We start from the raw sequence: 24,112 nt of genomic DNA on the forward strand, positions 1-24,112 counted from the left end.
GGGATGGATGTGCAACGGCTGCCCGCGCAGCCGTGGTGTTGCGTGGATAACGCCCACGGCCGCACGACCGCGAGCGCCAAAGTCTTCGTGACTCAGTGGTCAGCCATATTGGTGGTGGTGCGGCTCAGTTGCGCCTGTACGGCCATGCGCACAGCGGCGTTTGCCGCGCCGTAGCCCAGGTAGCCGTTGCGCTGGACAAGCTCGAAGAAGAAGCGCTCGCGAAAGGGCTCGGTGTAGGTGTGCAGAAAATCGCCGTGCGGGTCGCGGTCGTAGAGCAGACCATCGTCGTGCAGGCGGGTGAGCAGCGCATCGTCCAGCCCCAGGCGGGCGGCAACGTCGTCGTAGTAGTTCTCTGGCACGTGCTGCAGGTGGGCGGCGCCTCGGTCGATGGCCTCAATGGTTTCGAACAGCCGCTCGGTGCGGAAGGCAATGTGATGCACGCCCGAGCCCGCGTAGGCGGCAATGAACCGGCCGGTGGCGGTGCGCCCGCTCTCCGATACGTTGAGCGGAATCCGCACGTTGCGGTCGGGGCTCACCATCGCAAGGCTTTTGACTAGGCCGTACGGGTCGGCAATCTCCTGTTCGGCTTCGGCTTCCATGCCAAAGATGGCCCGGTAGAACAGCACGAAGCTGTCGAGCCGATGTGCGGGTAGCGCCTGCGCGACGTGGTCGATTGATGCCAATCCCGCTGCATTGTCCTGTATGCCAGGATGGAGAACGAAATCGCTTTCGTAGATGCTGCGATCGGCTTGGCGGTCGTCGATCAGATAGAGCAGCGTGCCATCGGGGGCCCGCAGCGCGGGAATGCTGCGTTCGGCAGGCCCCACCGGCCCGCGCCACTCCTGGGCGCACAGCACACGTGCGCGTGCCATGGCGCGCTCGGCGTCGTCCACCTTCAGGCCGATCGCGCAGACAGACGGCCCGTGCAGCTGGAAATGCTCCGACGCCGCGCTGTCCTGCTCCATGTTCAGGATCACGTTGACGCGGCCTTGCCGATACAGGTCAACGGCCTTGGAGCGATGGTGCCCGGCAAAGGCAAAACCCAGCGCACGCAGGCGCGTTTCAAGCTCCCGCCCTGCCGCGGCATCCACGGCAAACTCCAGGAAGTCCACGCCTTCAAATTGAGCTGCGGCCGGCAGTTCTGCGCCGCCCGCTTCGGACTCCAGCCAGAGTAGTGAACGCATGCCATCCAGCGCCGTGAGCCGCGCGGGCGCGGAGCGGAAATCGTCATTGAAGACTTCGAGCGACAAGGGCCCGGTATAGCCCGCAGCAAGCAAGTCGCGCGCAAAGTCCGTCACCGGCAGGTCGCCCTGCCCCGGGAAGTTACGGTGATGCCGGCTCCAGGACAGTACGTCCATCGACAGCCTTGGCGCATCCGCAAACTGCACGAAGAAGAGCTTGTCCGCCGGCACGTTGTGGAGGCCATCCAACGTGTCGCCCAGCGACAGCGTATGGAAACTGTCGAGAATCAGCCCGAGCGCCGGATGGTCAGCCTGCTGCACGATTTGCCACGCTTGCCGCCAGGTTCGCGTGTGCCGCCCCCATGCCAGCGCTTCATAACCCACGCGCAGCCCACGCCCGGCCGCAGCTTCCGCCATCTGGCGCAGATCGTCTGCCGCGCGCGCCGGGTCGTCGATGGCGATGTCCTGCACGTTGCTGCATACCAGCACCGTCTCGACACCCAGTTCGGCCATCACGTCGAACTTGCGCTCGGCGCGCGCCAGGTTTCGGGCGAACAACTCACGCGGCATGGCTTCGAAATCGCGGAACGGCTGGTACAGCATGATCGCAAGCCCGAGATCTGCCGCCATCTGACGCACCCGGGCCGGGGAGCCATCGAAGTTCAGCAGATCGTTTTCGAAGATCTCGATGCCATCAAAACCGGCAGCGGCCGCCGCCTCCAGCTTTTCAGGCAGCGTGCCGGACAGGCACACGGTGGCGATGCATTTGGGATAGCGCGCTGCGCGGAGCGAATTCATGGCGATGCGTTGTCTGACGATGCCCGCAGCGTAGGTGGCCACACCCCGCATTCACAAGCGGCATTCGCGCAACAGCGTGCGATCACCGTACAATCATGCGCACATATCGCTCGTTTTTAGGGTTATCGCCATGACGAAGGAACCGCTGAACCGGCGCGACTGGATCGCTGGGCTGGAAAAAGGGCTCGCGATCCTGGAAGCATTCGACCACGAGCACCCGCGGTTGACGCCCACCCAGGCCGCCGAGTTGACCGGCCTTACCCGCACAGCCGCGCGCCGTTACCTGCTGACGCTTGAACACCTGGGCTACCTCACCAGCGAAGGCACGCTGTTCAGTCTGACGCCGCGTGTGCTGAAGGTCGGCTGGTCGTACTTCGATTCGGCGCGCCTGCCGCGCACGGTGCAGCCGTTCCTGCAGCAGGTGACCGCCGCCGTGGGCGAGGTGGCATACCTCAGCGTGCTGGATGATTGGGAGCTCGTTTTCATTTCGCGCACCAGCACCAGTCGGGTCATGAGCACGGGATTCGTCCTGGGTGCACGCGTGCCCGCCCCGCTCGCGTCGGCCGGTGTGATGATGCTGGCCGCGCAACCCGAGCATAAGGTCAAGGCATGGCTGGAAACCTGTGTGCTGACGCCGTACACGCCTTACACGATCCTGCAGCGGGACCGCCTGTTCGATGAAATCCGCAAGGCCGGCAGGCAGGACTACGCCGTGGTCGAACAGCAGTTGCAGATTGGCGTGCGGGGCGTGGCCGTGCCGTTGCGTGACCGGCACGGCAACGTGATCGCCGCGCTGAGCGTGAACATGCAGGTCGGTGAAGAAACCACCGAGCACGCCTTGCAGCGGGTACTGCAGGTTCTACAGGACACTGCGCTGTCGATCATGCGGGTGCTGTAGACACCCGCCCCCTCTTTGCGGCAGGGCCGGCCGCCCCGCCGCCTGTTCAGCGATTCACCACCTTTTTCGGTACCGTCAGGACAATCGCGGCGGCCGCGATCAGCGATGCGGCCACACAGTACAAGCCCAAGTCCGTGCTATTCGTGGCGTCTTTAATCCAGCCCACCAGATATGGGCTGACAAATCCCGCCAGATTGCCCACCGAATTGATCAAGGCAATACCAGCCGCTGCAGCCGCGCCACCCAGAAATGCCGGTGGGATCGACCAGAACTGGCACAACGCGCCCAGAATTCCGATCGTCGCGAAGGTGAGCGCCAGAACAGCCATGGCGGGCTGATGCGACACGAACGTGCTGGCCGTCAGACCTACCGCGCCAACTATGGCCGGCAACGCAACGTGCCAACGGCGCTCCTTGGTGCGGTCTGAACTGCGACCAATCATCACCATCGCAACGGCAGCGGCGCCATACGGAATCATGGTGAGCAGGCCGACATCGAATGCGCTGGTCACACCGGAAGCCTTGATAAGCGTCGGCAGCCAGAAGCTGATGCCGTACAGGCCCATGATGATCCCGAAATAGCAGGCACACAGGACCCAGACTCGCGCATTTGTAAATGCACCGCTAGCGTTGTGCACTTCAATCTTGCCGGAGTCGCTCGCGAGCTCTCGCTCAAGAACGGCCTTCTCATCGGCATCAAGCCACTTCGCGTCACGAATCCTATCGTCCAGATAGAAGAACGTGACCACACCCGCCACTAGCGATGGAATCGCTTCCAACAGGAAAAGCCACTGCCATTCGTGCATGCCATTCACGTTGTGGAAGCGATCCAGAATCCAGCCGGACAGCGGCCCACCCACCACACCCGCAATTGGAATGCCCGTCATGAACAGCGCCGTGATCTTGGAGCGCCGCGAGGCCGGATACCAATACGTGAGGTAAAGAATGATCCCTGGGAAGAAACCGGCCTCCGCTACCCCCAGCAGGAAGCGCAGTACATAGAAGGCTGTGGGCGTCTTCACGAAGATCATGGCAGCGGACAAGATGCCCCAACTGATCATGATCCGGGCGATCCACTTGCGTGCGCCAAACCGATGCAGCGCCAGATTGCTGGGCACTTCCATCAGAAAGTAGCCAATGAAGAAAATGCCGGCGCCCAAGCCGTAAATCGTTTCGCTGAACTTGAGGTCCGACAGCATCTGCAGCTTGGCGAAGCCCACGTTGACGCGATCGAGGTAGGCAAACACGTAGCACAGGAACAGGAAGGGGATCAGCCGCAAGGTCACCTTGGTGTAGGCGGCTTCCTCCAAGTCGGCATGGATGGCGGCTTCACCACCATGTGCAGTCTTCAACATCGTTGTCTCCAGTCATCCTCTAGCGGGCCGTTCCGGGGGGGCCGGATCGTGTACCAAGGCCGGCCCGCTGGTCCTTGATCGCCGTTGATAAATTGCGTTGCGGTATCAGTCGAACATGTCGGGGTTGGTCTGCACCAGTTGCTCGTAGATCGGCTGGAAATGGAGCCAGCCGATGTATTCGCTGCCGACGTGTTCACGGCTGTAGCGCGAGCTGTATTCCGACACCATCACCGGCTTGGCTCCGGTGGCTTCAATCAGCAACTGTTGCTGGCAGCAGCGTTCCAGCGCGATAAACCAGAAGGCGGCCGCTTCAATGCTGTGGCGGCTTACGGTCAGCAGACCGTGGTTCTGGTGGATGGCCGCCTTCACGTTCTTGAAGTGGTCGCAGATGGACGTGCCGGCCCTCTCTTCAACAGCAACGGCACCGGCCTCGTCCTTGATGACGACGTGGTCCTCGAAAAATGCTGCGGCGTCCTGCGTGATCGGATCGAGCGGCCGGCCCAACGCCGCGAATGCGGTGCCGTAGACGGTATGCGCGTGGCACATCGCCACGATGTCTGAGTTGGCTTCATGCACCGCTGCGTGCAATACGAAGCCGGCACGGTTCAGCGCATACGAGCCTTCGATGACCTTGCCATTGTGGTCGGCAAGGATCAGGTTGGAAAGCTTGACCTGCGAGAAATGCACGGCCATCGGGTTGGTCCAGTACAACTCCGGAAACTCCGGATCGCGCACGGTCAGATGGCCGGCAAAGCCGTAATCGAGGTTGTGCAGCGCGAATGCGCGGCAGGCTGCCACCAGTCGCTCTTTGCGATGCTGGCGCTCTTCGGCAAACATGGTGAATTCGGGCAGCTTGGGGAATTTCAGGCCTTGCTGCCTGGGCTGATAGATCGACTGATTCGATGGATGTGCGGCCGTGCGGCCCAGTTCATTCAGTTTTTGAGCGAGGTTGCTCATGCTTGCTCCTATCTACGGGGGGCGTGGGAATCGGAAACTTAGTGAAGCAAAGTTTCATCCAGCAGCCGCGACCGATCTAGGCGCGCGCCGCAATAAGATTTATTGCGTCTGCATATAAATGCGCATCAGGGCACCTGCCTTTGCCAGGGTGGTTGCCGGAACACCTCGACAAAGTAGTCGACAAAGGCGCGGATACGCGGCACTAACTGGCGTTCAGGCAAATACACGGCGTAAATGGCAGTGTCGTCCTGCGCTTGGTAATCGGATAGCAGCGGCACGAGCTTGCCGCTGCGAATGGCCGGCAGTGCCAAATGTTCGGCCAGCCGCATGATGCCAATGCCAGCCACGCACAACTCGAACAGCGTGCTGCCATCGGTGCTGCGGAATCCGCCCCGCACCAGAAATTTTTCCGGCTTGCCATGCATCATGAAAGGCCACTGGTTCAAATGCTCCCGCGGGGCATCCCAAAGCAGGCACTGATGGCGATCCAGCCCTTGCGGCGTCACTGGCATGCCATGCCGGGCAAGGTAGCTAGGTGCCGCAACGACAATACGCTGCAACTCACAAAGCTTTCGGCTGCGTAGCGACGAGTCCTGCAGGCGTCCCATCCGCACCGCCACATCGAAGTTGTCCTCGATCAGGTTGACGAGTGAATCAGACAACGAAAACCGAACCGTCAACTTCGGATAGGTCGAAAGGAAACCAGGTAACGCCGGAACAATCTGATCGATGCCGAATGCCTGGGGGACGCTGACACGCAAGTCTCCCGTGGGCTCGGTTGCGCGAATCTGGGCTTCGGCCTGCTCAACGGCTTCAAGCAGGTCATGGCAGGAAGCGAGAAACCGTTCGCCCTCACTGGTCAAGCGCTGCTTGCGCGTGGAGCGATGCAAGAGTTGCACACCCAAGCGGCGCTCCAGATGGGTGATGGTCTGGCTGACAAAGGGCTGGCTGGCATTGAGTGCATGTGCCGCCGCGGTGAATCCACCGGCTTCAACCACAGCCTTGAAGATCCGCATTTCCAGCAATCGATCGTCTTTCATGAGAAGCCGCTCCTCGTGCCCCCGCAGCGTATCCGACGGGTTCTACCTGTGTGGCCGGTGCATTGCCATTGCACAGGACACGGTCACCTGCGAAGTGGGGATACCTCACGTTGTAACAGCGACTACCCAGACATTTCCTTCGGAAAAACCCTCGAGCCGTGCGTTTTTCGCACAAACTCGTGCGATGATCGACCGCCCTCAGGCGTTCTTCGCTTGTGCCACGCCGCTACAGCGGACTACGCTGCGTTGCGTGCACAGACGGCCCTTCATCGAACGAATCGCACGATAGGCCGCACAGATAAAACCGGAGACAACCATGACCGCAGCCCCTGCCCACGAGCCCTTGGGCAAGCACCAGTCGAAGAAAGCCGCCGCCAGCGGCTGGATCGGCTCGGCGCTCGAGTACTACGACTTCTTTATCTACGCCACCGCAGCGGCGCTGATCTTTCCGCAGATCTTCTTCCCCAAGGGCGACCCCAAGACGGCCATCATCGCCTCGCTGGCCACGTACGGCGTGGGTTACATCGCGCGGCCGATCGGGGCGTTCGTGCTGGGCCATCTGGGCGACACGCACGGGCGCAAGAACGTGCTGCTCTGGTGCATGTTCCTGATGGGTTTTTCGACCATTGCCGTGGGCTTGCTGCCCACGTACGACCAGGTTGGGCTGTGGGCTCCCACGTTGCTGGTCATCATGCGGTTGATCCAGGGGTTTGCCGTGGCCGGGGAAATTTCGGGCGCCAGTTCGATGATCCTGGAGCACGCACCATTTGGCCGGCGCGGGTTTTTTGCGAGCTTTACGCTGCAAGGGGTGCAGGCGGGCCAGATCCTGGCGGCTGCCGTGTTCTTGCCGCTGGCGCACTACATGCCGGCCGACCAGTTCAACAGCTGGGGCTGGCGCATTCCGTTCCTGCTGAGTTTCGTGGTCATCATCGCGGGCTACGTCATCCGCCGCGAAGTGCACGAAACACCGGCGTTTACCGCTGAGCAACAGCAACAAGGCCGCCCGCGCTCGCCCGTGATCGACGCTTTCAAATACAGCACGCCCGACATGTTGCGCGTGGTCTGCATGGCGCTGATGAACGTGATTCCGGTGGTGGCGACTATCTTTGGGGCCGCCTACGCGGTGCAGCCGGCTTACGGCATCGGCTTTGCCAAAGACATCTACCTGTGGATTCCGGTGGTGGGCAACATCGTTGCCGTGCTGGTCATTCCGTATGTTGGCGACCTGTCCGACCGCATCGGCCGCAAGCCACCGATCGTGCTGGGCTCGCTGCTCGCCGGCGTGCTTGCGTTTGCGTATCTGTATGCCATCAGCATCAAGAACGTGCCGCTGGCCTTTGGCATGTCGATCCTGATGTGGGGCGTGGTCTATCAGGGCTACAACGCGGTGTTCCCGAGCTTCTATCCGGAGCTGTTCCCGACGCGCACCCGTGTATCGGCTATGGCGATTTCGCAGAACATCGGCACCGCAATTACTGCCATGCTGCCGGCCCTCTTCACCGCCGTGGCACCGCCGGGAGCCACCAACATCTGGCTGACCGTGGGCGCCATTGCCTTTGGCGTAACGGTGATTGCCGCCGTGGCCGCCATGACCGCTCGTGAGACGTACCGCATCCACATGGACGACCTGGGTCAGCCAGCCGCCCAACCCGTCGACAAGGCAGAATATGCCCGCCAGCGGGCTGGAGCCCTCGCTGCCTGAAACACCCCTGCCCTGAACCATGATTTCTGGAAAAACCACCCTCATCGCCCACATCGGCTACCCGACCGAGACGTTCAAGTCGCCGATGATCTACAACCCCTGGTTCGAGCAAAAAGGCATCGATGCCGTTGTGATGCCCATGGGGGTCAAGGCAGAGGATTACCCGCAGAGCTTCGCGTCGATCTGCCGTTTCACCAACCTGCGGGGCGCGCTGATCACCATGCCGCACAAGGTCACCACGGTGGAGTTGGTCGATGAAGTCACGCCGGCGGTGCGCATTGCCGGCGCCTGCAATGCGGTGCTCAAGCGCGATGACGGCACGTTGCTGGGCGACCAGTTCGACGGCGCCGGCTTCGTGCGCGGCGTGCTGCGCAAGGGGCGCCAGCTGGAAGGCGCGCGCGTGCTGCTCTCGGGCGCCGGCGGTGTCGGCTCGGCGATTGCCGCGTCGCTGGCGGCGGCCGGTGTGGGCGAGTTGGCCCTGTACGACACGCGCGCAGAATCCGCTGAATCGCTGGGGCGGCGTCTGCGCGAGCACTACCCCGCGCTGGTGGTTGGCACCGGCTCGAATGATCCGGATGGCTTCGATGTGGTCGTCAACGCCACACCTGTCGGTATGAAGGACGATGATCCTCTGCCCTTCGACGTCGCCCGCATCGCACCGAGCTGCTTCGTCGGCGAGGTCGTCATGAAATCCGAGTACACGCCGCTGCTGCGCGCGGCGCGCAACAAGGGTTGCGATGTCCAGGTCGGCACCGACATGCTGTTCGAGATGATTCCCGCGTACCTGGAGTTCTTCGGCTTCGGCACCGCCACCGCAGATGAGTTGCGGCGCAGCGCTGCCATTGCCTACTGAGCCGATGACGCGTCGCCCTCTGAGCTTTGCCCTGCTGCTGCCGTTGTTGCTGTCGGCACAGCCGGTTGCGACCGACAGCTACCTCCCCGCCCTGCCAGCCATTGCCCAGGCGCTGGGATCGGCCAGCACGAGCCTCACGGTCTTCGCGCTGGCCTTTGGCATCGGGCAACTGCCGATGGGCAGCCTGGCCGATCGTTTTGGCCGGCGCCATGTGCTGCTGATCGGGCTCGCGTGCTACGCCCTGGCTGCACTGGCCGGCGCGCTGGCGACAACCGCTTCCATGCTGACCGCTGCGCGCGCGCTGCAGGGCTTCTCGATGGCCGCCATCCTCGTGTGTGCGCGTGCTGCCGTACGCGATCTGCACCCGGCACGCGATGGTCCGCACGTCATGGCACGCGGCCTCACGGGGCTGGGCTTCGTGGCGTTGATGGCACCGATTCTCGGTGCCTTTGTCGCGCAACACGCGGGTTGGCGCTGGGTGCTGGTGGGCATGAGCCTCTATGCAATCGTGCTGTGGGCGATGTGCTGGTATGGCTTTGCCGAAACCCGGCAAGAGACAAACATCCAGGCAGGCAGCGTGCGCGAGATTTTTGCCAGCGCGGATTTTCGCGCCTGGGGGCTGCTGGCGGCCACGACCTACGCCGGCATCTTCTGCTTCCTGCTGCTCTCGCCGATGGTCTATATCGCGTACCTCGGCTTATCGCCCGAGCTTTATGGTTGGATACCGGCTGGCGGCTCGCTCGTCTATATCGTGAGTACGACCGGCTGCCGGCGCCTGCTGCGCCGCCAGAGCCTCGTGCGGACGGTGCAGCAAGGCGCCACCCTCAGCCTGGTTGGCGCCGGCATCCAGGGTTTGGGCTGCTGGCTGCTTCCCGGACAAGCGTGGCCGCTGCTGCTCGGGCACGGCATCTATTGCATGGGCCACGGCATTCACCAGCCCTGCGGCCAGGCAGGCGCGGTGGGCGAGTTGCCGCACCTTGCGGGGCGCGCGGTGTCATGGTCGGGCTTCATCATGATGCTGGCGGCCTTCTGCCTGGGGCAGACCGCAGCAGCCTTTGATGACACGTTGCACAGCCTCGGCGCCTGGCCCATGGTGGTGCCGATGATGCTTGCCGGCACCGTGCTGGCGTCCATCGCCTTCCTTTGGCTGCCAAAGCTGCAGAGCCAGCCGGATCCACAAAGCGCTGCCGCATAGCGACTGCCGGATGCGCATTGCCACCCCCGTGGTACACAATGCGGTGTCCCCATTCTTTGCTTCAGCCACAGGAGTTTGACCATGAGCCGCAACGCCGACCTGCCGTTCAAGACCGCCGGCTTGGAGTTCATTGAGTTCGCCACGCAAGCGCCGGCAGCGCTCGGCCAGGTGTTCGCATCGCTCGGCTTCAAGGCCATCGCCCGGCACGTAAGCAAGGATGTCACGCTGTATCGGCAAGGCGACATGAACTTCCTCGTCAATGCTGAAGCCGATTCATTCGCACACCGCTGGGCCGAGGAATATGGCGTGGGTATCTGCGCCATCGGGATCCGCGTCGACGATGCCCAGCACGCCTATGACCGCGCCGTCGAACTGGGCGCATGGCCGGCCGAGGCAGAGCCGATCGGCCCGAGCGAACTCGTGATCCCGGCTATCCAGGGCGTGGGCGATACGCACCTGTATTTTGTCGACCGCTGGCGCGGCAAGCACGGTGCCAGGGGCGGCCTGGGCGACATCTCCATCTACGACATCGACTTCCGGCCGCTGGACGCCGCCACCGCGCATGAGGACTGGCACCACGCCGGCGTTGGACTGGCCCGCGTCGACCACCTGACGCAAACCGTCGGCCCCGGCCGCCTGCAGGATTGGATCGATTTCTATCGCAACCAGCTCGGCTTCAGCGAAATTCACGAGCTGCATGCCAACTGGCACGTGGCGGCCGATTCCCGCGTGATGGTGTCGTCGTGCGGCATGATCCGCATTCCGCTCTATGAGGAAGGCACGCACCGCGCCCACCTCATGCACGCCTACCTGCCCGACCACCCCGGCGAAGGTGTGCAGCATATCGCGCTGGCCACTGACGACATCCTGCGCACAGCAACCGCGCTGGCCGCCAACGGCCTCACCTTCGTCGAGCCACCCGAGCACTACTACGACACCGTCGACGCGCGACTGCCCGGCCATGGACTGGATCTGGACGCCTTGCGCCGATACGGCATCCTGGTCGACGGCGAGATCGTCGACGGCGTGCCCAAACTGTTCCTGCAAACCTTCGTCAAGCGCCATCCGGGCGAGATCTTCTTCGAGATCGTGCAGCGGCGCGGGCACCACGGCTTTGGCGAAGGTAACCTGCCGGTGCTGACCGCGGCAGCCTGATCCGGGAAACGCCGCAAAGAAAAAGCCCGCCAAGTTTCGGCGGGCTTTTTTCGTGCTGCGGGTGCTGCAATGCCAATCAATAACCGGCTGCCAGCCCCGTGTTGCGACGCGGATCATTCGCGCCATAGAAGCGGTTGTTGCCAACCGGCTTGCCGCCCAGCGACGGCGCCCCGACGATGATCGCCGCCAGGTGGTTGGCCGGCTGCGGCGCGCCAAGGTTGTGGCCCATCGATGTCAGGATCTTGCGCGTATCTTCCGACAGCGCATACGGCTCGACGTTGGACACATCCGGCAGCCATTGCTGGTGGAAGCGCGGCATGTCGACGGCTTCCTGCACGTTCATGCCGTAGTCGATCGCGTTGATCATGGTGAGCATGACGGCCGTGATGATGCGGCTGCCGCCCGGCGTGCCCACCACCATGACAGGCTTACCGTCCTTGGTGACGATCGTCGGGCTCATCGACGACAGCGGACGCTTGCCCGGGGCGATCGAGTTGGCCTCGCCCTGCACCAGACCGTACAGGTTCGGCACGCCGACCTTGGCGGTGAAGTCGTCCATCTCGTCGTTCAGGATCACGCCCGTCTTGGCCGCCGTGACCTTCGCACCAAACCAGTCGTTGAGCGTGTACGTGACCGACACCGCGTTGCCGTACTTGTCGGCAATCGAGTAGTGCGTCGTGTTGCTGCCTTCATGCGGCTCGACGCCCGGCTTGATGTCCTTCGACACGCCCGCCTTCTTCGGGTCGATCACGGCACGGATCTTGGCCGCGTAGTCCTTGCTCAGCAGACGGTCCAGCGGGTTCTTCACGAAATCGGGATCGCCCAGGTAGCTGTTGCGATCCACGTAGGCGTGGCGCATGGCTTCGATCTGGTAGTGCGTAGCCTGCGCGGAATGCCAGCCCAGATCTTTCAGCGGATAGCCTTCCAGGATGTTCAGCATTTCGCAGATGATCACGCCGCCCGAGCTCGGGGGCGGTGCCGACACCACGTGATAACCACGGTAGTCGCACTCGACCGGCGCCAGCTCGCGCGTCTTGTAGCTGACGAGATCATCTTGCGTAATCAGGCCACCGCCGGCCTTGCTCGATGCAGCAATGGCCTGCCCGACCCAGCCCTTGTAGAAGCCGTCGGTGCCATGTGTGCTGATCTCACGCAGCGTCTTGGCCAGATCATGCTGCACCAGCTTCTCGCCCACCTGGAAGGGCTGCCCCTTGTTCAGGAAGATCGCGCCCGATGCGGCGTCTTCCTGGAAGTCCTTGGTGGAGGTGTGCAGCATGTCGACATCGCCCTGATCGAGGACGAAGCCCTTTTCGGCCAGCGTGATGGCCGGTGCGATCAGTGCAGCGCGTTGCATGGTGCCGTACTTCTGGCGGGCGTATTCCATGCCGGACACGGTGCCCGGCACGCCCACGGCCAGATGACCCTTGGTGGACGCGCCCTTGATGACGTTGCCGTCCTTGTCCAGGTACATGTTGGCGGTGGCGGCCTTCGGGGCGACTTCACGGAAGTCGAGGAAGGTCTTGCGACCATCGGCCAGCTGGATGGTCATGAAACCACCGCCGCCCAGGTTGCCGGCTGCCGGATAGACCACGGCCAGCGCGTAGCCCACAGCCACTGCCGCGTCGACAGCATTGCCGCCGCGCTTGAGCACTTCCACGCCGACCTTGCTGGCCAGGTGCTGTGCCGCGACGACCATGCCGTTCTCTGCGGCCACGGGTGCGACGGATGCCGCGTGTGTGACGGTCGTGATGCTGATCGATGCGATTGCGGCGGCGATCCACCGCATGCCTGTTCTTGGATTCTGCATAGGAGCTCCTTTGGTACCTTCAAGGACGCCGGTCGTGCCAGCGTACGAGTTATGGCGCGCGAACCTTATCAGGCGGCGCGCTGGCGCACTATAGCCTCATCCCCGTATTGACGCGTTGCGCGGGTGGTGGGACGCAGGCAACGCTAGCCCAGTGGTACCTCAAGCCCAACCTTCACTCGGTTGAGCACCACGGCCGTGCGGTACCACTTGATGTTGTCGTTGTCGTCGAACAGGCGGCGCGCGAGGGCTTCGTATTCCGTCATCGTGGCCACGTTCAGGATGAGGACGAAATCGGCCTCGCCGGTCACGTAGTAGCACTGCTGCACCTCTGGGCCGGAGAGCGCCCTCTTGAGCGCGGCCATTGCCGCGGTATTGGTGCGCTCGGCATGCACCTCAACGATCACGGTGATGGGTTTGCCCACCCGCTCAGGGTGCACCACCGCCACGTTGCCGACGATGACGCCCGCCTCCTCCATCCGCTTGATGCGCCGCTGCACGGCTGCGGTCGATAGATTGACCTCCTCCCCGATCACACGCAGCGGCGTCGTGTAGCACCGCTGCACGGCGTTGAGGATGGCGATGTCGAAGGCGTCGAGTTCGAGCGATTTCTGTGGGGCCATGGCCGACTCGGAGCGAGAAATTTTTGCGTCTGGCTCCGCAGAATAGCTGAAATTGCTCTCCGGACGTGACATAGGATTTCATGGTCCATGTGTTCGCAGAGGCCCATCCCATGCATTGGCAATCCCGGCTCGTCAGTCCGGAAACCCTTGCCCCTGGCGGTTTTCGTTCATTGGTGACACCGGTCTTCCGTGGGTCCACCGTGCTGTTCGACAACGCAGCGCAGGTCGTGGACGACTGGCGCCACGCGCAGCACGGCTACAAGTACAGCCTGTACGGCACACCGACCGCCATTGAACTCGGCGCACGGATTGCGCAACTGGAGCGCGCTCGCCACAGCTTTATCGTCCCCGGCGGGCAGGCTGCCATCGCCCTCGTCTACTTGGCCTGCTGCGGGGCGGGCAGCCATGCACTGGTGTCTTCAGTGCGTACGGACCCAATCGCAGCATGGCCGACGGCCTGCTCAAACGCATGGGTATCGACATCGAAACCTATGACACGCTCATCGGCGCGGGCATCGCCGGGCGCATCCGCCCGAACACCGCGCTCGCTTGGACGGAGAGCCCCGGCTCGGTCACGAGGGAAGTGCAAGACGTGCCGGCAATCGTGGCTGCGGCGCACGCGCGCGGCGTGCCGGTGGCGCTCGACAACACCTACATGGCCGGCATGTATTTCGATGCCTTTGCGCATGGTGTGGGCATCAGCATGCAGACATTGACCAAGTACGTTGGCGGCCACAGCGATCTGTTGCTCGGTTCGGTATCGGTCAACTCGAAGGCGATGTTCGAACGTGTAGGCAGCGCGTTTCCCGACCTGGACATGGGCGCCTCGCCCGACGATTGCAGCCTGGCGCTGCGTGGCCTGCAAACGCTGGGGCAGCGGCTTGAGCGCCTGCAAGCCTCCACGCTGGCGGTGGCGCGCTGGCTTCATCTGCAGGATTGCATTGCCACTGTGCTGCATCCGGCGCTGCCGTCATGCCCCGGCCATGAACTCTGGAAGCGCGACTTTACCGGCGCAACGAGCGTGTTTTCAGTGGTGTTTCAGGAAAGCGTTTCCGCCGAGCAGGTCAACGCATTCATCGATGCGCTGCGGATGTTCCGGATCGGCATGAGCTGGGGCGGCACCAGCAGCCTGGTGATGCCGTATCCGGATCTGGCACGGCCTAACCGCCACTATCGCGGCCGCCTGGTGCGGCTCAATGTTGGCCTGGAGGCGCCGGAAGACCTGATTGCCGATCTGCGGCAAGCCATGGCTCGCGCAGCCATCCAGGAGCACGCCGCCGTCGCATGACCGCCGGCGCGTCAGTCAGCCGATGCAAACGGCGGCGCACGCCGCTTGACCGGCTGCGTCTTGACGATGGCGGTGTTGGTCTCGGCGTGATAGGCCACGCGATCGAGAATCTGGTCGAGCTGATCGATCGAGCGCACGTACAGCCGGGCGATGAAGCAGTCCTCGCCGGTGACCTTGTCGCACTCGCCAATCTCCGGAATCTCTTCGATCAGCTTCTGCACGATATGCAGCTTGCCCGGCATGGGCCGCACCCGGACGATGGCCTGCAGCGTGTAACCCAGCGATGCCGGGTCAATGTCGATGGTGTAATGCCGGATCACGCCGCGCTCTTCCAGCCGGCGCAGACGCTCCGACACGCTGGGGGACGACAGCCCCACCTGCTCGGCGAGTTGCTTGAGCGAGATGCGGGAATCGGTCAGCAGGACGTCAAGAATGCGTTGATCAAGCGCGTCAATCGTATTCACCGTGCCTCCTTTCGCCCATTCAGGCATTTCGCCTTATTTCATTAGAAAGAACTTTTAGTTTGCCTTAGAAAAGCAATGGAAGTCAGGCAATCCGCATGCGATCCTTTTTGCATCCAATGCTCAAGGTGGTTCGCATGAACGATAAGACGCGCGGCACGGTCGAGATGACCACCGCCATGGTCATCTCCGGGACGATCGGCTGGTTCGTCGTCCGCTCAGGCCAGCCGGTGGCCGACGTTGTGTTCTGGCGCTGCGTGTTCGGCGCGCTGACGCTGCTTGCGGTATGCGCCGGACTGGGCCTGCTGCGCGGCGCGATCACGTGGCGGCGCGCCGCGATTGCCGCGCTGGGCGGCGTGGCCATCGTCATCAATTGGCTGCTGCTGTTTGCAGCGTATCCGCGCGCGTCCATCTCGATTGCCACGGCGGTCTACAACACGCAGCCATTCATGCTGGTCGGGCTGGGCGCGATGTTTCTGTCGGAAAAGCTGACGGCCGCCAAGCTCACGTGGCTGGCCATCGCCTTTATCGGCGTCCTACTGATCGTGCAGGTGGGGCCTGCCGCCAGCGTCGGTACCGATTACCTCATGGGCATTGCGATGGCGCTGGGAGCGGCGTTTGCCTATGCGGCGGCCGCGCTCCTGATCAAGAAACTGGCCGGTACGCCGCCGCATCTGATCGCGCTCATCCAGGTGTGCGTGGGCGTGCTGATGTTGGCGCCGCTGGCCAACCTGTCGCATCCGCCCGCCGATTCGCATACGTGGGTGATGCTTGTCACGGTGGGCGTGGTGCATACGGGGTTGATGTACATCCTCCTCTATGGCGCCATCCAGCGGCTGCCGACGCATCTGACGGGGTCGTTGTCATTCATCTATCCGATTGTTGCCATCGTGGTGGACATTGTTGCGTTCGGGCATCGGCTGCAACTCGCGCAGTTTTTGGGCGCGGGGGCGATCCTGCTGGCGGCGGCGGGCATGAACCTGGGGTGGTCGCCGTATCGGTGGTTGCGGGCGCGGGCCGAATCCCCCGTTTCCAAATAACGCAATACGCGCAATAGCCCCCCGCATTCGCAACACGAATGGGCGGCCCAACTGCTGTTATTCTTGTGCGTTTTCCGCTGGCGCCCGGCGCGCCCTGCGCCTGCCTCTCTCTCCCCCTTGGCAGCCGGCGGACAGAAACCCCAAAACATACGTACAAGATGAAGGAAGGTCACCCGCCGGAGCCGGGTCGCGAAACCGCGATCGCCTGGATCCTGGAACAAATGCAAACCTACGATCTGTCTGTCGACGATTTGCAGGCGCATGGCTGCTTTGACGCGCCACCGCCGCCGCCCGCACCACCTGCGTCCATCGGCCCGGTCTACATGAGCGCCGACGGCCAGCACTGGGACGGCTCGGGCGACATGCCCGACTGGCTGCAACGCGCCGTCAATGCCGGACAGAGCATCGAACATTTCCGCGTGGGCTGACGCGCAGACAGCGCAGGTACGCCGGTTGCGTGGTTGTTGGCGTAAGCGCTGCCGGTTCGTTGATCTGTGAGTTTCCACTGCATTGCCGGCCGGCGCTCCAACCCAACGGAGGACGTCATCATGCCGGAACGCAAAACCGTAGAACGTGCGCGCGCCGACAAGCGCCACGGCAAGGCCGCCTCAACGCAGGCAGGCAACTTCGTGAAGGAAGAGATGGATCACATCCGCGAAGGCAAGCACGGTGCGAAAAATACCAAGCAGGCTATCGCGATTGGACTATCCAAGGCACGCCGCTCTGGCGTTGCCATCAAGCCGCCGGGGGAAGGCAAGGCGTCGGCTGCCACGCGCAAGAAGGCGGAACATGACGTGAAGGCGGGCAGCAAGAAGAGCAGCCACGCCAGCGCCAGCAAGGAATCCACCGCAAAGCGCAGCAAAACCACCACACGCACGCTGCAAAAGGAAGGCCATTCGGCGGCATCCAAGTCGTCGCTATCCAAGCAGGCCCATAGCGCGGCCTCCAAGCGTTCGAGCAGTGAACGCTCGGCGGCGGCCAAGAAAGGCGCCGCCACCAAGGGCGCGGCGGGACGCTCCGCTGCCGCAAAGAAGGCGGGACGCACGCGCGCTGCGCACGCCAGGTAAATCTTTCCTGTTCAGTCTGCAGGCGACCCATTGGGGTCGCCTTTTTTATTGCCATTCGCTGCCCTAAAAAAGAAATTCAAAAAATTTCCGCTCTCCGTGTCAGGAACGCAGCCATGCGTCGACGAAGGTGCACGGAACACATCTGCGCGATGCCGCAGTGCACCGTACGGCGAGGGATTTCGCCCCGTCAGCCGTTCAACGACACCTGTTCACTCAAGGAGAACACAAATGAAACAACACGCCATGATCGCCGCCGCTCTGGGCAGCCTGCTCGCGCTGGGCGCACTGTCGACGCCGGTGCACGCCGCCGACGCTGCCGGCAAGGAAAAGTGCTACGGCGTCGCCAAGGCCGGCCAGAACGATTGCGCCAGCCCCGGCAGCGCCCACGCCTGCGCCGGCCAGTCGAAGATCGACAAAGACCCGATGTCGTGGAAGTACGTGCCGGCCGGCACCTGCGCGCAGATGGGCGGCACGATGCAGACGCCGTCCAAGTAACGCGCGACGCCGGTGACCGCCATGCAGACCGCTCTGCCAACCTGCGCCGGCGCAGGCCTGCGCGCGCCGCACTTTCCTGCCCTGCTGCACGGGGAAGCCCGCTTCCCGTGGGCAGAAGTGCACAGCGAGAACTATCTGTATGGCGGCCCCGCACGTGCAGCGCTGCTGGCCGCGCGAGCGCACCAGCCGGTGAGCCTGCACGGCGTGGGCATGGGGCTTGGCAATGCGGATGGACTGGATGTCGAACACGTACGCGCCATCGCCATGCTTGCCGATGCCGTAGCGCCGGCCGCCATTTCCGAGCACCTGTGCTTCAACCGCAGCGGCGCGCAGGTCGTCAACGATCTTCTGCCGCTGCCCTATTCCCGCGAATCGCTCGATATCGTCTGCGCCAACGTCATGCGGGCACAGGACATTCTCAAGCAGCCGCTGCTGATCGAGAACATTGCCGCGTACATCGACTGCCGCACGCTGGTCGATGCCGACGAGGCCATCTCCGAAGGCGCATTCCTGACCGCCCTCGCCCGACGCACGGGCTGCGGCATCCTGCTGGACCTGAACAATCTGTACGTGAACAGCGTCAACCATGGCGTGACAGTCGAATCCGTACTCACCGATATCGACCCAGCGCTGGTCGGCGAAATTCACCTGGCGGGCTTCAGCGTGGAAGACGGCATGCTGATCGACACGCATAGCGCGCCGGTCCATGCGCCCGTCTGGGCGTTGTATGACGCGTGGGTTGCCAAGCACGGCGCACGCCCGACACTGATCGAATGGGACGCTGAACTGCCGCCCGTGCAGGTGTTGCTGGACGAGGCGGCACGTGCCCAGGCGGTACTGAATCGCCACACCAACGCCATGCAGGAGACACGCCATGCGACTGCCTGACTGGGAGGCGCACCTCATCGGCGCGCTGACGCATCCTGTAAGCGACGATGAAACACGTGGCATCGCCATCTACCGCAATGCGCGTCTGGCCATTCTGCGTAACGCGCTGGCGGGGGCCTATCCCGTCTGCCGCGCGCTCGTCGGCAACGACTGCTTTGATGCGCTCGTGCGCGACACGCTGGCCGCGCAGGCGTCTACATCCCCCAATCTGCATCGCTATGGCAATGCGCTGCCGGATGTCATTGCGCAATGCCCGTTGGCGCACAGCGTGCCGTATCTGGCTGACGTGGCGCGGCTGGAATGGTGCGTCCACTGGGCGCATTACGCCCCGGATGCACACGTCGAAGCGGCGAACGCCACCCTCCTCGCGCAGCCCGCGGACACCGTCCGCGCGGGGCTGATCGAAGGTGTGCAGTGGGTGGCCTCACCGTGGCCGGTGGTGTCGATCTGGCGCGCACATCAGCCCGGCGCAACCATCGCGCTCAACGAAATCGACCTGGACGCAGCCGAAGCCGCTGCGATTGCCGTGCGGGGGCACCGCGTTGCCGTGCTCGATCTCGATGCCGCCACAGCGATGTTTCTGGCAGCTTGCGAGGCTACGCCATCGCTCCAGACCGCGCTCGAGACCACGTTGGCTGAGCTGCCAGCTTTTGATCTGACCGCGAGCCTATCTGGCCTCTATCGCTCGGGGCTGCTCGCGCTATCTGCATGCCACACAACAATGCCTACCGGAGACACGCCATGAATACCCTCACCACAACCTTTGCCCCACTCACGCGTATCCGCGCATCGCTGGAACGGCTTGCCGGCCCGCAGAGCACGCTCTGTTCGATCATCCTGTTGATCGCGCGCGCGTATCTCTTCTACGTGTTCTTCCGCTCGGGCCTGACCAAACTGCACGACTGGGACACGACCGTGCTCCTCTTCACCGAGGAATACAAGGTGCCGCTGCTGCCGCCCGCACTGGCAGCGGCGCTTGGCACCTTTGGCGAACTGGTCTTCCCCTCTCTGATGCTGGCCGGCATCGTGCCCCGGCTGGCGGCGGCGGGGCTGTTCTTTGTCAACGTGGTGGCAGCGGTGTCGTACTGGGCCAATCTGTCAGCATCGGCCATCGAGTTTCACTTGGTTTGGGGCGTGCTGATTGCGCTCGTGGCGACGGTGGGACCCGGCTGGCTGGCGGCGCAGAACCTTTGGCAGCGCCGTAAGCACTAAGCGGATTGTGTGGGCGGCAGGCTTATGATGTGAGCCTGTCGCCCTCTCTTCAGGAGCATCGATGCGCTTCCCTCAGTTGTCCTTCGCTGCCTCGGCCGGTGTGTTGGCTGCAATCGGCGCCGCAGCGCTTCTTACGGCCTGCGCGTGGGGCGATAGCCCGAACACCACCGGCGCGCGCATGCTCGACGACTCGCTCCTGACGTACCAGGTCAAGGCGGCGCTGGATCAGGACACGGCGCTCAGCACGCGCCAGATTCGCATCCGATCCAGCCCGGACGGCAAGGTCATCCTGACGGGCTGGGTCGATACCCCAGAGATGGCCCGCCGGGCCGGCGACGACGTCAAACGCTTTGTTGACTCGGCCAAACTCGACAACCAGCTGCGCGTGCTGTCGCGCATGCAGGTGCTGGGCGGCGGCCCGTACATCCCGGCCGGCTTGCCGCCCGAGGCACCCGCCAGCGCCCCGGCCGCGCGCTAAACCACGCAAGCGGTTACGCCGCCCGCGCGCCTGCTCGCCGGGGCACGCGGCCCACGGGCAGCGATTGCAGCAACCCAAAGCCAATCTCTGCGATCAGGAAGGGCACCAGCAGCAGCGTCGCGCCCGATGCCAGGGCGTACGCCTGCCACGCCGCAAACAACCAGCGCGCCACGGCGTCGTACCGGCCGAGCGCCACACTCGTCTGTCGGAGACGCAGCACCGACCACACGCACACCACCGATCCCATCAGATTGGCCATCAGCAGATGCGTTGGCTCAAATGCCGGCAAGCTGCCGATGCCCAGCGCCTGCGCCAATGCGCTGAGCGCCTGATGCAACAGCGCGAACGTCCACGGCGTCGCAAACGGCGCGGTCACGATCAGGTCATACCAAGCGCTGACCCGCACGATACGCAGGAAGGTCGATTCGGAAACCATGGGGAAACTCCAGAAGTGAAGTGAAGTGAAGGAGTCGCCACGCTAAAGCTTGGTGTACGCTCCAAGGTCAAGCCCGCCGACCGTATCCCTCCTCCCAAACCACCATGCCTGCCGCTCTTCCCGCTCCCATTTCCAATGCGCATGCCGGTGACCTGTCCATCGGCGACCTGGCCGCTGCCACCGGCGTCTCACGGGATGGCCTGCGCTTTTACGAGGCACGTGGACTGATCCGTGCGCGGCGCCGGAGCAACGGTTACCGCGCCTATCCGCCCGAAATCGTGGAACTGGTGCAGTACGTCCGCACGGCCCAGCAGCTGGGTTTCACACTGGCGGAAATTAGAGAAGGCATGGCGCAGGTGTGGCAGCAACCCGACACCGTTGCCGCCGTCACCGCGTTGCTGCGGGAGAAGCTTGCCACCATTGATGCCCGCATCGCCAGCCTGCAGGCCATGCGAGACGCACTTGCCACGCGCGTCGGCATGGCATGTCCACTTGCACCGGCCTGAGACGGTCGTCATGTCTTGTCATATAACTGTCGCAGACTGGCACTGGAGGGCGGGGTTTTTGCGTTTCCCCCATCCTGACAGCTTGCTGAGCCGTGAAAGGCGCTTGAAAGTTCGCGTCGGTAAAAACGCTCCCGTCTCAAGGGGGAGTCTGCTGCAGTGAAATATCGGGGTGCGTTTCATTCAAGGGCGAGGGCCGTGCTATGCGCGGTGGTCTGCCTGCCATTTGCCGCTGCCTGGGCAGCCACGCCGGCATCGGCGCCGGCTGCGGCCAGCATGCCGGTCCCGACCATGCCGCCGATCCAGCCATCCGTGCCGGGCGTGACGGGTGCTGGCTTCAACCTGGTCGAACTGTTGCAGGAGCTGAAAGGCAACAACCCGCAATTGATCCAGGGGCGCCACACCTACCTGTCAGCCAAGTCGATACCGCCGCAGCTTGCGTCGCCCAACAACCCGCAGCTCGGCTATATCTGGAACAGCATCCCGAAGGGATTCCCGCTGGCGGTGAACCGCGCGGGCGGCAGCCAGTACAACCTGACGCAGCAGATTCCGTTTCCGGGCAAGAAAGCGCTGGCGGCCGAGATTGCCGATCGCCAGGCTGAGTCCCTGAACGCGCAAAACGACGCGCTGTACCTGCAGCTCTATGCGCAGCTTTCCACCACGTACTACCAGGCGATTGCGCTGCAAAAGCAGATCGACGTGCAAAAGCTGACCATCACGCGCCTGGAGCAGGTCAAGCAGATCACGCGTGTGCGCTACGCCAACAACGCCGCCGCCTATGCAGACTTCCTCAACGCGCAGGTCATGCAGAGCAGCGCGCAGAACGACCTGTTTGCCGCTCAGCGCCAGTACGACAGCACGCTGCAGACGCTCAACACGCTCATCGGGAAAGATCCGAGCTTCCCGCTCGTGCTGCGCGCAGACGACGAGGCTGTCCACCTGCCGGAAGAACCGCTGCCCGAACTGGAAAACCAGGCGCTGCGCGAGCACCCGTCGATCAAGGCATCGGCCGAGCTGATGGACGCGGCACGCAAGAGCGTGACGCTGGCGCGCAAGGCCTACCTGCCCGACTTCCAGGTCATTGCCACCGTCACGACGGACAACCCGCCGTATGGCGTGCGCCCGAACAGCTACCAGATCGAGCTGGACGTGATCATCCCGTTCTGGTTCCTGACCAAAGAGAAGTACGGCGTGAACCAGGCGGTGGAAAGCCAGATTGCCACCGAGGCGAACGACGTGTCGGTGCGCCAGCAGACGTTACTGGCCGTCGATACCGCCTACAACACGCTGCGCCAGACGCTTGCGCAGCTCGACTTCAACAAGCAGCGGCAACTGCCGCAGGCGCTGGCGGCCTATCGCGTCACGATGACCAACTACGCCAGCAACAACGCCGATTTCAACGACCTGCTTACCGCCCAGGGCGCGCTCAAAAACGCCGAACTGGCGGTCGCGCAGGCGCAGGCCACGGCCTTGCAGGCCTATCACGCGCTGCTCGCGGCCACCGGCCGCTCGCCGGTTCAAGCTCAATAACATCATGAAGAAGTTCTCTCCCGTCGTTGCTGTGATCGCCCTGGCAGCGGCCCTCGCTGTGGGCGTGGTGGTCGGACGCAAGTGGCCTGCCGCCGTGCCGGCCGAGACTGCAAAACCCGAAGCGGGTCCGGCATCTGCGCCGGCTGCCGCGTCGCGTCCGAAACCGGACTCCATTGAAATTCCTTCTGGCGGCTTCGACCCCCAGCAGGTGAAGGTCGCGCAGGCCAGCCAGCTTTCGGTGCCGGTGGAATTGTCCACACCCGGCAAGCTGGCCTACAACGCGGAGCGCACCAAGCTGGCGTCCGCACGCGTGGCCGGCCGGCTTGATCACATCCTCCAGTTCGAAGGGGCGCTGGTGCGTGAGGGCCAGCCGATTGCCGAGCTGTACGCGCCGGACTACATCTCTGCGCAGAAGGAATACCTGCTGGCGCTGAATACCGCCCGCCAGCTCAAGGGCTCCAACATGAAGGACTTGCAGGAAGACGCAGACGCCACCGTGCAGTCCGCTGCAGGTCGCCTGCACGTGCTGGGCATGTCCGATGCCGATGTCGCGCAAATAGCCAAGCGCGGCACACCGGCTGAACACCTGACGCTGCGCGCGCCCATCTCGGGCACGATCGTCAAGCGCAACATGGACCCGGGCGCCTTCCTGAATGTGGGCGACTCGTTCATGAGCATCGTCGATACGCGTGTGCTGTGGTTTACGGGCAATGTGTATGAGAACGACATTGCCAGCGTGCGCATCGGTCAGCCGATCTCGCTGCACACGTCGGCGTATCCGGACCGCGAGTTCACGGGCCGCGTGAGCTTCATCGCCCCAAATATCGACCCGGCCACGCACACGTTGACGGTGCGCTGCGACGTGCCGAACAACGACGGCCTGCTGCGCCCCGAGATGTACGCCACGGCGCGCATCCAGACCGGCACCGGCCAGGCCACGGTGGTGCCGAAGTCCGCCCTGGTGAAAGACCATGGCAGCTACTTCGTGATCGTGCAGAGCGATGCTACGCACTTCAAGCGCGTCGAAGTGCACGGCAAGGACATCGGCACCGACGGCAACTTTGCCGTGACGGCAGGGCTTGAGGCTTCGTCGCAGGTGGTGGTGCGCGGTGCCGCGCTGCTTAACGAGATGATCGTCAAGGCAGGAGCGTAGG

General features: G+C 63.5%; 24 protein-coding genes and 1 pseudogene. 17 read left to right on the forward strand and 8 right to left on the reverse strand.

Annotated features, from left to right (window positions below):
- Window positions 1-92: 92 nt before the first annotated feature.
- Window positions 93-1,979 carry a sugar phosphate isomerase/epimerase and 4-hydroxyphenylpyruvate domain-containing protein gene (locus tag CFE42_RS08905; protein WP_037043678.1) on the reverse strand — a complete coding sequence of 629 codons (1,887 nt, stop codon included), beginning with the start codon at window positions 1,977-1,979 and terminating at the stop codon, window positions 93-95.
- A gap of 130 nt (window positions 1,980-2,109) precedes the next feature.
- Here CFE42_RS08905 and CFE42_RS08910 point away from each other — a divergent pair, with 130 nt between their 5' ends.
- Entirely contained in the window at window positions 2,110-2,877 is a 768-nt protein-coding gene (locus CFE42_RS08910; RefSeq protein WP_004627258.1) for an IclR family transcriptional regulator C-terminal domain-containing protein, read from the forward strand.
- Between the two features lie 46 nt (window positions 2,878-2,923).
- On the opposite strand, the gene CFE42_RS08915 is transcribed toward CFE42_RS08910, so the two are convergent.
- The 3 genes from CFE42_RS08915 to CFE42_RS08925 form a co-directional block, all read right to left on the reverse strand.
- A complete protein-coding gene (locus CFE42_RS08915; protein WP_004627260.1) occupies window positions 2,924-4,231 on the reverse strand; it encodes an MFS transporter in 1,308 nt (435 codons plus the stop codon).
- Window positions 4,232-4,336: 105 nt separating this feature from the next.
- Complete coding sequence (locus CFE42_RS08920) at window positions 4,337-5,188, reverse strand: class II aldolase/adducin family protein (RefSeq protein WP_004627265.1); 852 nt, start codon at window positions 5,186-5,188, stop codon at window positions 4,337-4,339.
- A 125-nt stretch (window positions 5,189-5,313) separates the two neighbouring features.
- On the reverse strand, window positions 5,314-6,228 hold the full coding sequence (locus CFE42_RS08925; RefSeq protein WP_004627267.1) for a LysR family transcriptional regulator: 915 nt from the start codon (window positions 6,226-6,228) through the stop codon (window positions 5,314-5,316).
- A gap of 316 nt (window positions 6,229-6,544) precedes the next feature.
- Between CFE42_RS08925 and CFE42_RS08930 the strand changes: the two genes are divergently transcribed.
- The 4 genes from CFE42_RS08930 to CFE42_RS08945 all read left to right on the forward strand — a co-directional run bounded on the left by CFE42_RS08930 (window position 6,545) and on the right by CFE42_RS08945 (window position 11,133).
- The gene (locus CFE42_RS08930; protein WP_004627269.1) at window positions 6,545-7,930 is read left to right on the forward strand and encodes an MFS transporter; all 1,386 of its coding nucleotides are present in this window, start codon (window positions 6,545-6,547) and stop codon (window positions 7,928-7,930) included.
- A 19-nt stretch (window positions 7,931-7,949) separates the two neighbouring features.
- Window positions 7,950-8,783 carry a ThiF family adenylyltransferase gene (locus tag CFE42_RS08935; protein ID WP_004627271.1) on the forward strand — a complete coding sequence of 278 codons (834 nt, stop codon included), beginning with the start codon at window positions 7,950-7,952 and terminating at the stop codon, window positions 8,781-8,783.
- 4 nt (window positions 8,784-8,787) lie between these two features.
- On the forward strand, window positions 8,788-9,978 hold the full coding sequence (locus tag CFE42_RS08940; RefSeq protein WP_004627273.1) for an MFS transporter: 1,191 nt from the start codon (window positions 8,788-8,790) through the stop codon (window positions 9,976-9,978).
- Window positions 9,979-10,059: 81 nt separating this feature from the next.
- Window positions 10,060-11,133 (forward strand): VOC family protein, encoded by a 1,074-nt coding sequence (locus CFE42_RS08945; protein WP_004627276.1) that lies wholly within the window; start codon window positions 10,060-10,062, stop codon window positions 11,131-11,133.
- 76 nt (window positions 11,134-11,209) lie between these two features.
- Here the strand turns inward: CFE42_RS08945 and ggt are convergent, their stop codons facing one another.
- Together ggt and CFE42_RS08955 are read right to left on the reverse strand one after the other, a co-directional pair.
- Window positions 11,210-12,940, reverse strand: coding sequence for a gamma-glutamyltransferase (gene ggt, locus CFE42_RS08950; protein ID WP_004627278.1), 1,731 nt, complete (start codon window positions 12,938-12,940; stop codon window positions 11,210-11,212).
- A 143-nt stretch (window positions 12,941-13,083) separates the two neighbouring features.
- On the reverse strand, window positions 13,084-13,560 hold the full coding sequence (locus CFE42_RS08955) for an Lrp/AsnC family transcriptional regulator (RefSeq protein ID WP_004627279.1): 477 nt from the start codon (window positions 13,558-13,560) through the stop codon (window positions 13,084-13,086).
- A 110-nt stretch (window positions 13,561-13,670) separates the two neighbouring features.
- Between CFE42_RS08955 and CFE42_RS08960 the strand changes: the two are divergent.
- Window positions 13,671-14,848 (forward strand): annotated as a pseudogene (locus CFE42_RS08960) (cystathionine beta-lyase).
- Between the two features lie 11 nt (window positions 14,849-14,859).
- Here CFE42_RS08960 and CFE42_RS08965 read toward each other — a convergent pair.
- Window positions 14,860-15,312, reverse strand: coding sequence for an Lrp/AsnC family transcriptional regulator (locus CFE42_RS08965; protein WP_004627284.1), 453 nt, complete (start codon window positions 15,310-15,312; stop codon window positions 14,860-14,862).
- A 134-nt stretch (window positions 15,313-15,446) separates the two neighbouring features.
- Here CFE42_RS08965 and CFE42_RS08970 point away from each other — a divergent pair, with 134 nt between their 5' ends.
- From CFE42_RS08970 to CFE42_RS09005, 8 genes are all read left to right on the forward strand, one after another.
- Complete coding sequence (locus CFE42_RS08970) at window positions 15,447-16,349, forward strand: DMT family transporter (RefSeq protein ID WP_037043680.1); 903 nt, start codon at window positions 15,447-15,449, stop codon at window positions 16,347-16,349.
- A gap of 158 nt (window positions 16,350-16,507) precedes the next feature.
- Window positions 16,508-16,777 carry an H-NS family nucleoid-associated regulatory protein gene (locus tag CFE42_RS08975; RefSeq protein WP_012430321.1) on the forward strand — a complete coding sequence of 90 codons (270 nt, stop codon included), beginning with the start codon at window positions 16,508-16,510 and terminating at the stop codon, window positions 16,775-16,777.
- A gap of 120 nt (window positions 16,778-16,897) precedes the next feature.
- Entirely contained in the window at window positions 16,898-17,416 is a 519-nt protein-coding gene (locus CFE42_RS08980; protein ID WP_004627289.1) for a hypothetical protein, read from the forward strand.
- A 228-nt stretch (window positions 17,417-17,644) separates the two neighbouring features.
- Window positions 17,645-17,911, forward strand: coding sequence for a DUF2282 domain-containing protein (locus CFE42_RS08985; RefSeq protein WP_004627292.1), 267 nt, complete (start codon window positions 17,645-17,647; stop codon window positions 17,909-17,911).
- A 21-nt stretch (window positions 17,912-17,932) separates the two neighbouring features.
- Window positions 17,933-18,799: a DUF692 domain-containing protein gene (locus CFE42_RS08990; protein WP_004627293.1), complete on the forward strand. Its 867-nt coding sequence runs from the start codon at window positions 17,933-17,935 to the stop codon at window positions 18,797-18,799.
- Window positions 18,786-19,544: a DNA-binding domain-containing protein gene (locus tag CFE42_RS08995; protein ID WP_004627296.1), complete on the forward strand. Its 759-nt coding sequence runs from the start codon at window positions 18,786-18,788 to the stop codon at window positions 19,542-19,544. Before CFE42_RS08990 ends, CFE42_RS08995 begins: the two co-directional genes overlap by 14 nt.
- The gene (locus CFE42_RS09000; protein ID WP_004627297.1) at window positions 19,541-20,011 is read left to right on the forward strand and encodes a DoxX family protein; all 471 of its coding nucleotides are present in this window, start codon (window positions 19,541-19,543) and stop codon (window positions 20,009-20,011) included. Before CFE42_RS08995 ends, CFE42_RS09000 begins: the two co-directional genes overlap by 4 nt.
- 61 nt (window positions 20,012-20,072) lie before the next feature.
- Complete coding sequence (locus tag CFE42_RS09005; protein ID WP_004627300.1) at window positions 20,073-20,489, forward strand: BON domain-containing protein; 417 nt, start codon at window positions 20,073-20,075, stop codon at window positions 20,487-20,489.
- A 13-nt stretch (window positions 20,490-20,502) separates the two neighbouring features.
- Here CFE42_RS09005 and CFE42_RS09010 read toward each other — a convergent pair whose 3' ends face one another.
- Entirely contained in the window at window positions 20,503-20,925 is a 423-nt protein-coding gene (locus CFE42_RS09010; RefSeq protein ID WP_004627301.1) for a hypothetical protein, read from the reverse strand.
- 104 nt (window positions 20,926-21,029) lie between these two features.
- Between CFE42_RS09010 and CFE42_RS09015 the strand changes: the two genes are divergently transcribed.
- The 3 genes from CFE42_RS09015 (at window position 21,030) to CFE42_RS09025 (ending at window position 24,111) form a co-directional block, all read left to right on the forward strand.
- The gene (locus CFE42_RS09015; RefSeq protein WP_004627303.1) at window positions 21,030-21,431 is read left to right on the forward strand and encodes a MerR family transcriptional regulator; all 402 of its coding nucleotides are present in this window, start codon (window positions 21,030-21,032) and stop codon (window positions 21,429-21,431) included.
- 273 nt (window positions 21,432-21,704) lie between these two features.
- On the forward strand, window positions 21,705-22,958 hold the full coding sequence (locus tag CFE42_RS09020; protein ID WP_004627306.1) for a TolC family protein: 1,254 nt from the start codon (window positions 21,705-21,707) through the stop codon (window positions 22,956-22,958).
- Between the two features lie 4 nt (window positions 22,959-22,962).
- The gene (locus tag CFE42_RS09025; RefSeq protein ID WP_004627308.1) at window positions 22,963-24,111 is read left to right on the forward strand and encodes an efflux RND transporter periplasmic adaptor subunit; all 1,149 of its coding nucleotides are present in this window, start codon (window positions 22,963-22,965) and stop codon (window positions 24,109-24,111) included.
- The last annotated feature ends 1 nt before the right edge of the window (window position 24,112 follow it).

The organism is Ralstonia sp. PBBBR1, assembly GCF_002256165.1.
Taxonomy (GTDB): domain Bacteria; phylum Pseudomonadota; class Gammaproteobacteria; order Burkholderiales; family Burkholderiaceae; genus Ralstonia; species Ralstonia thomasii.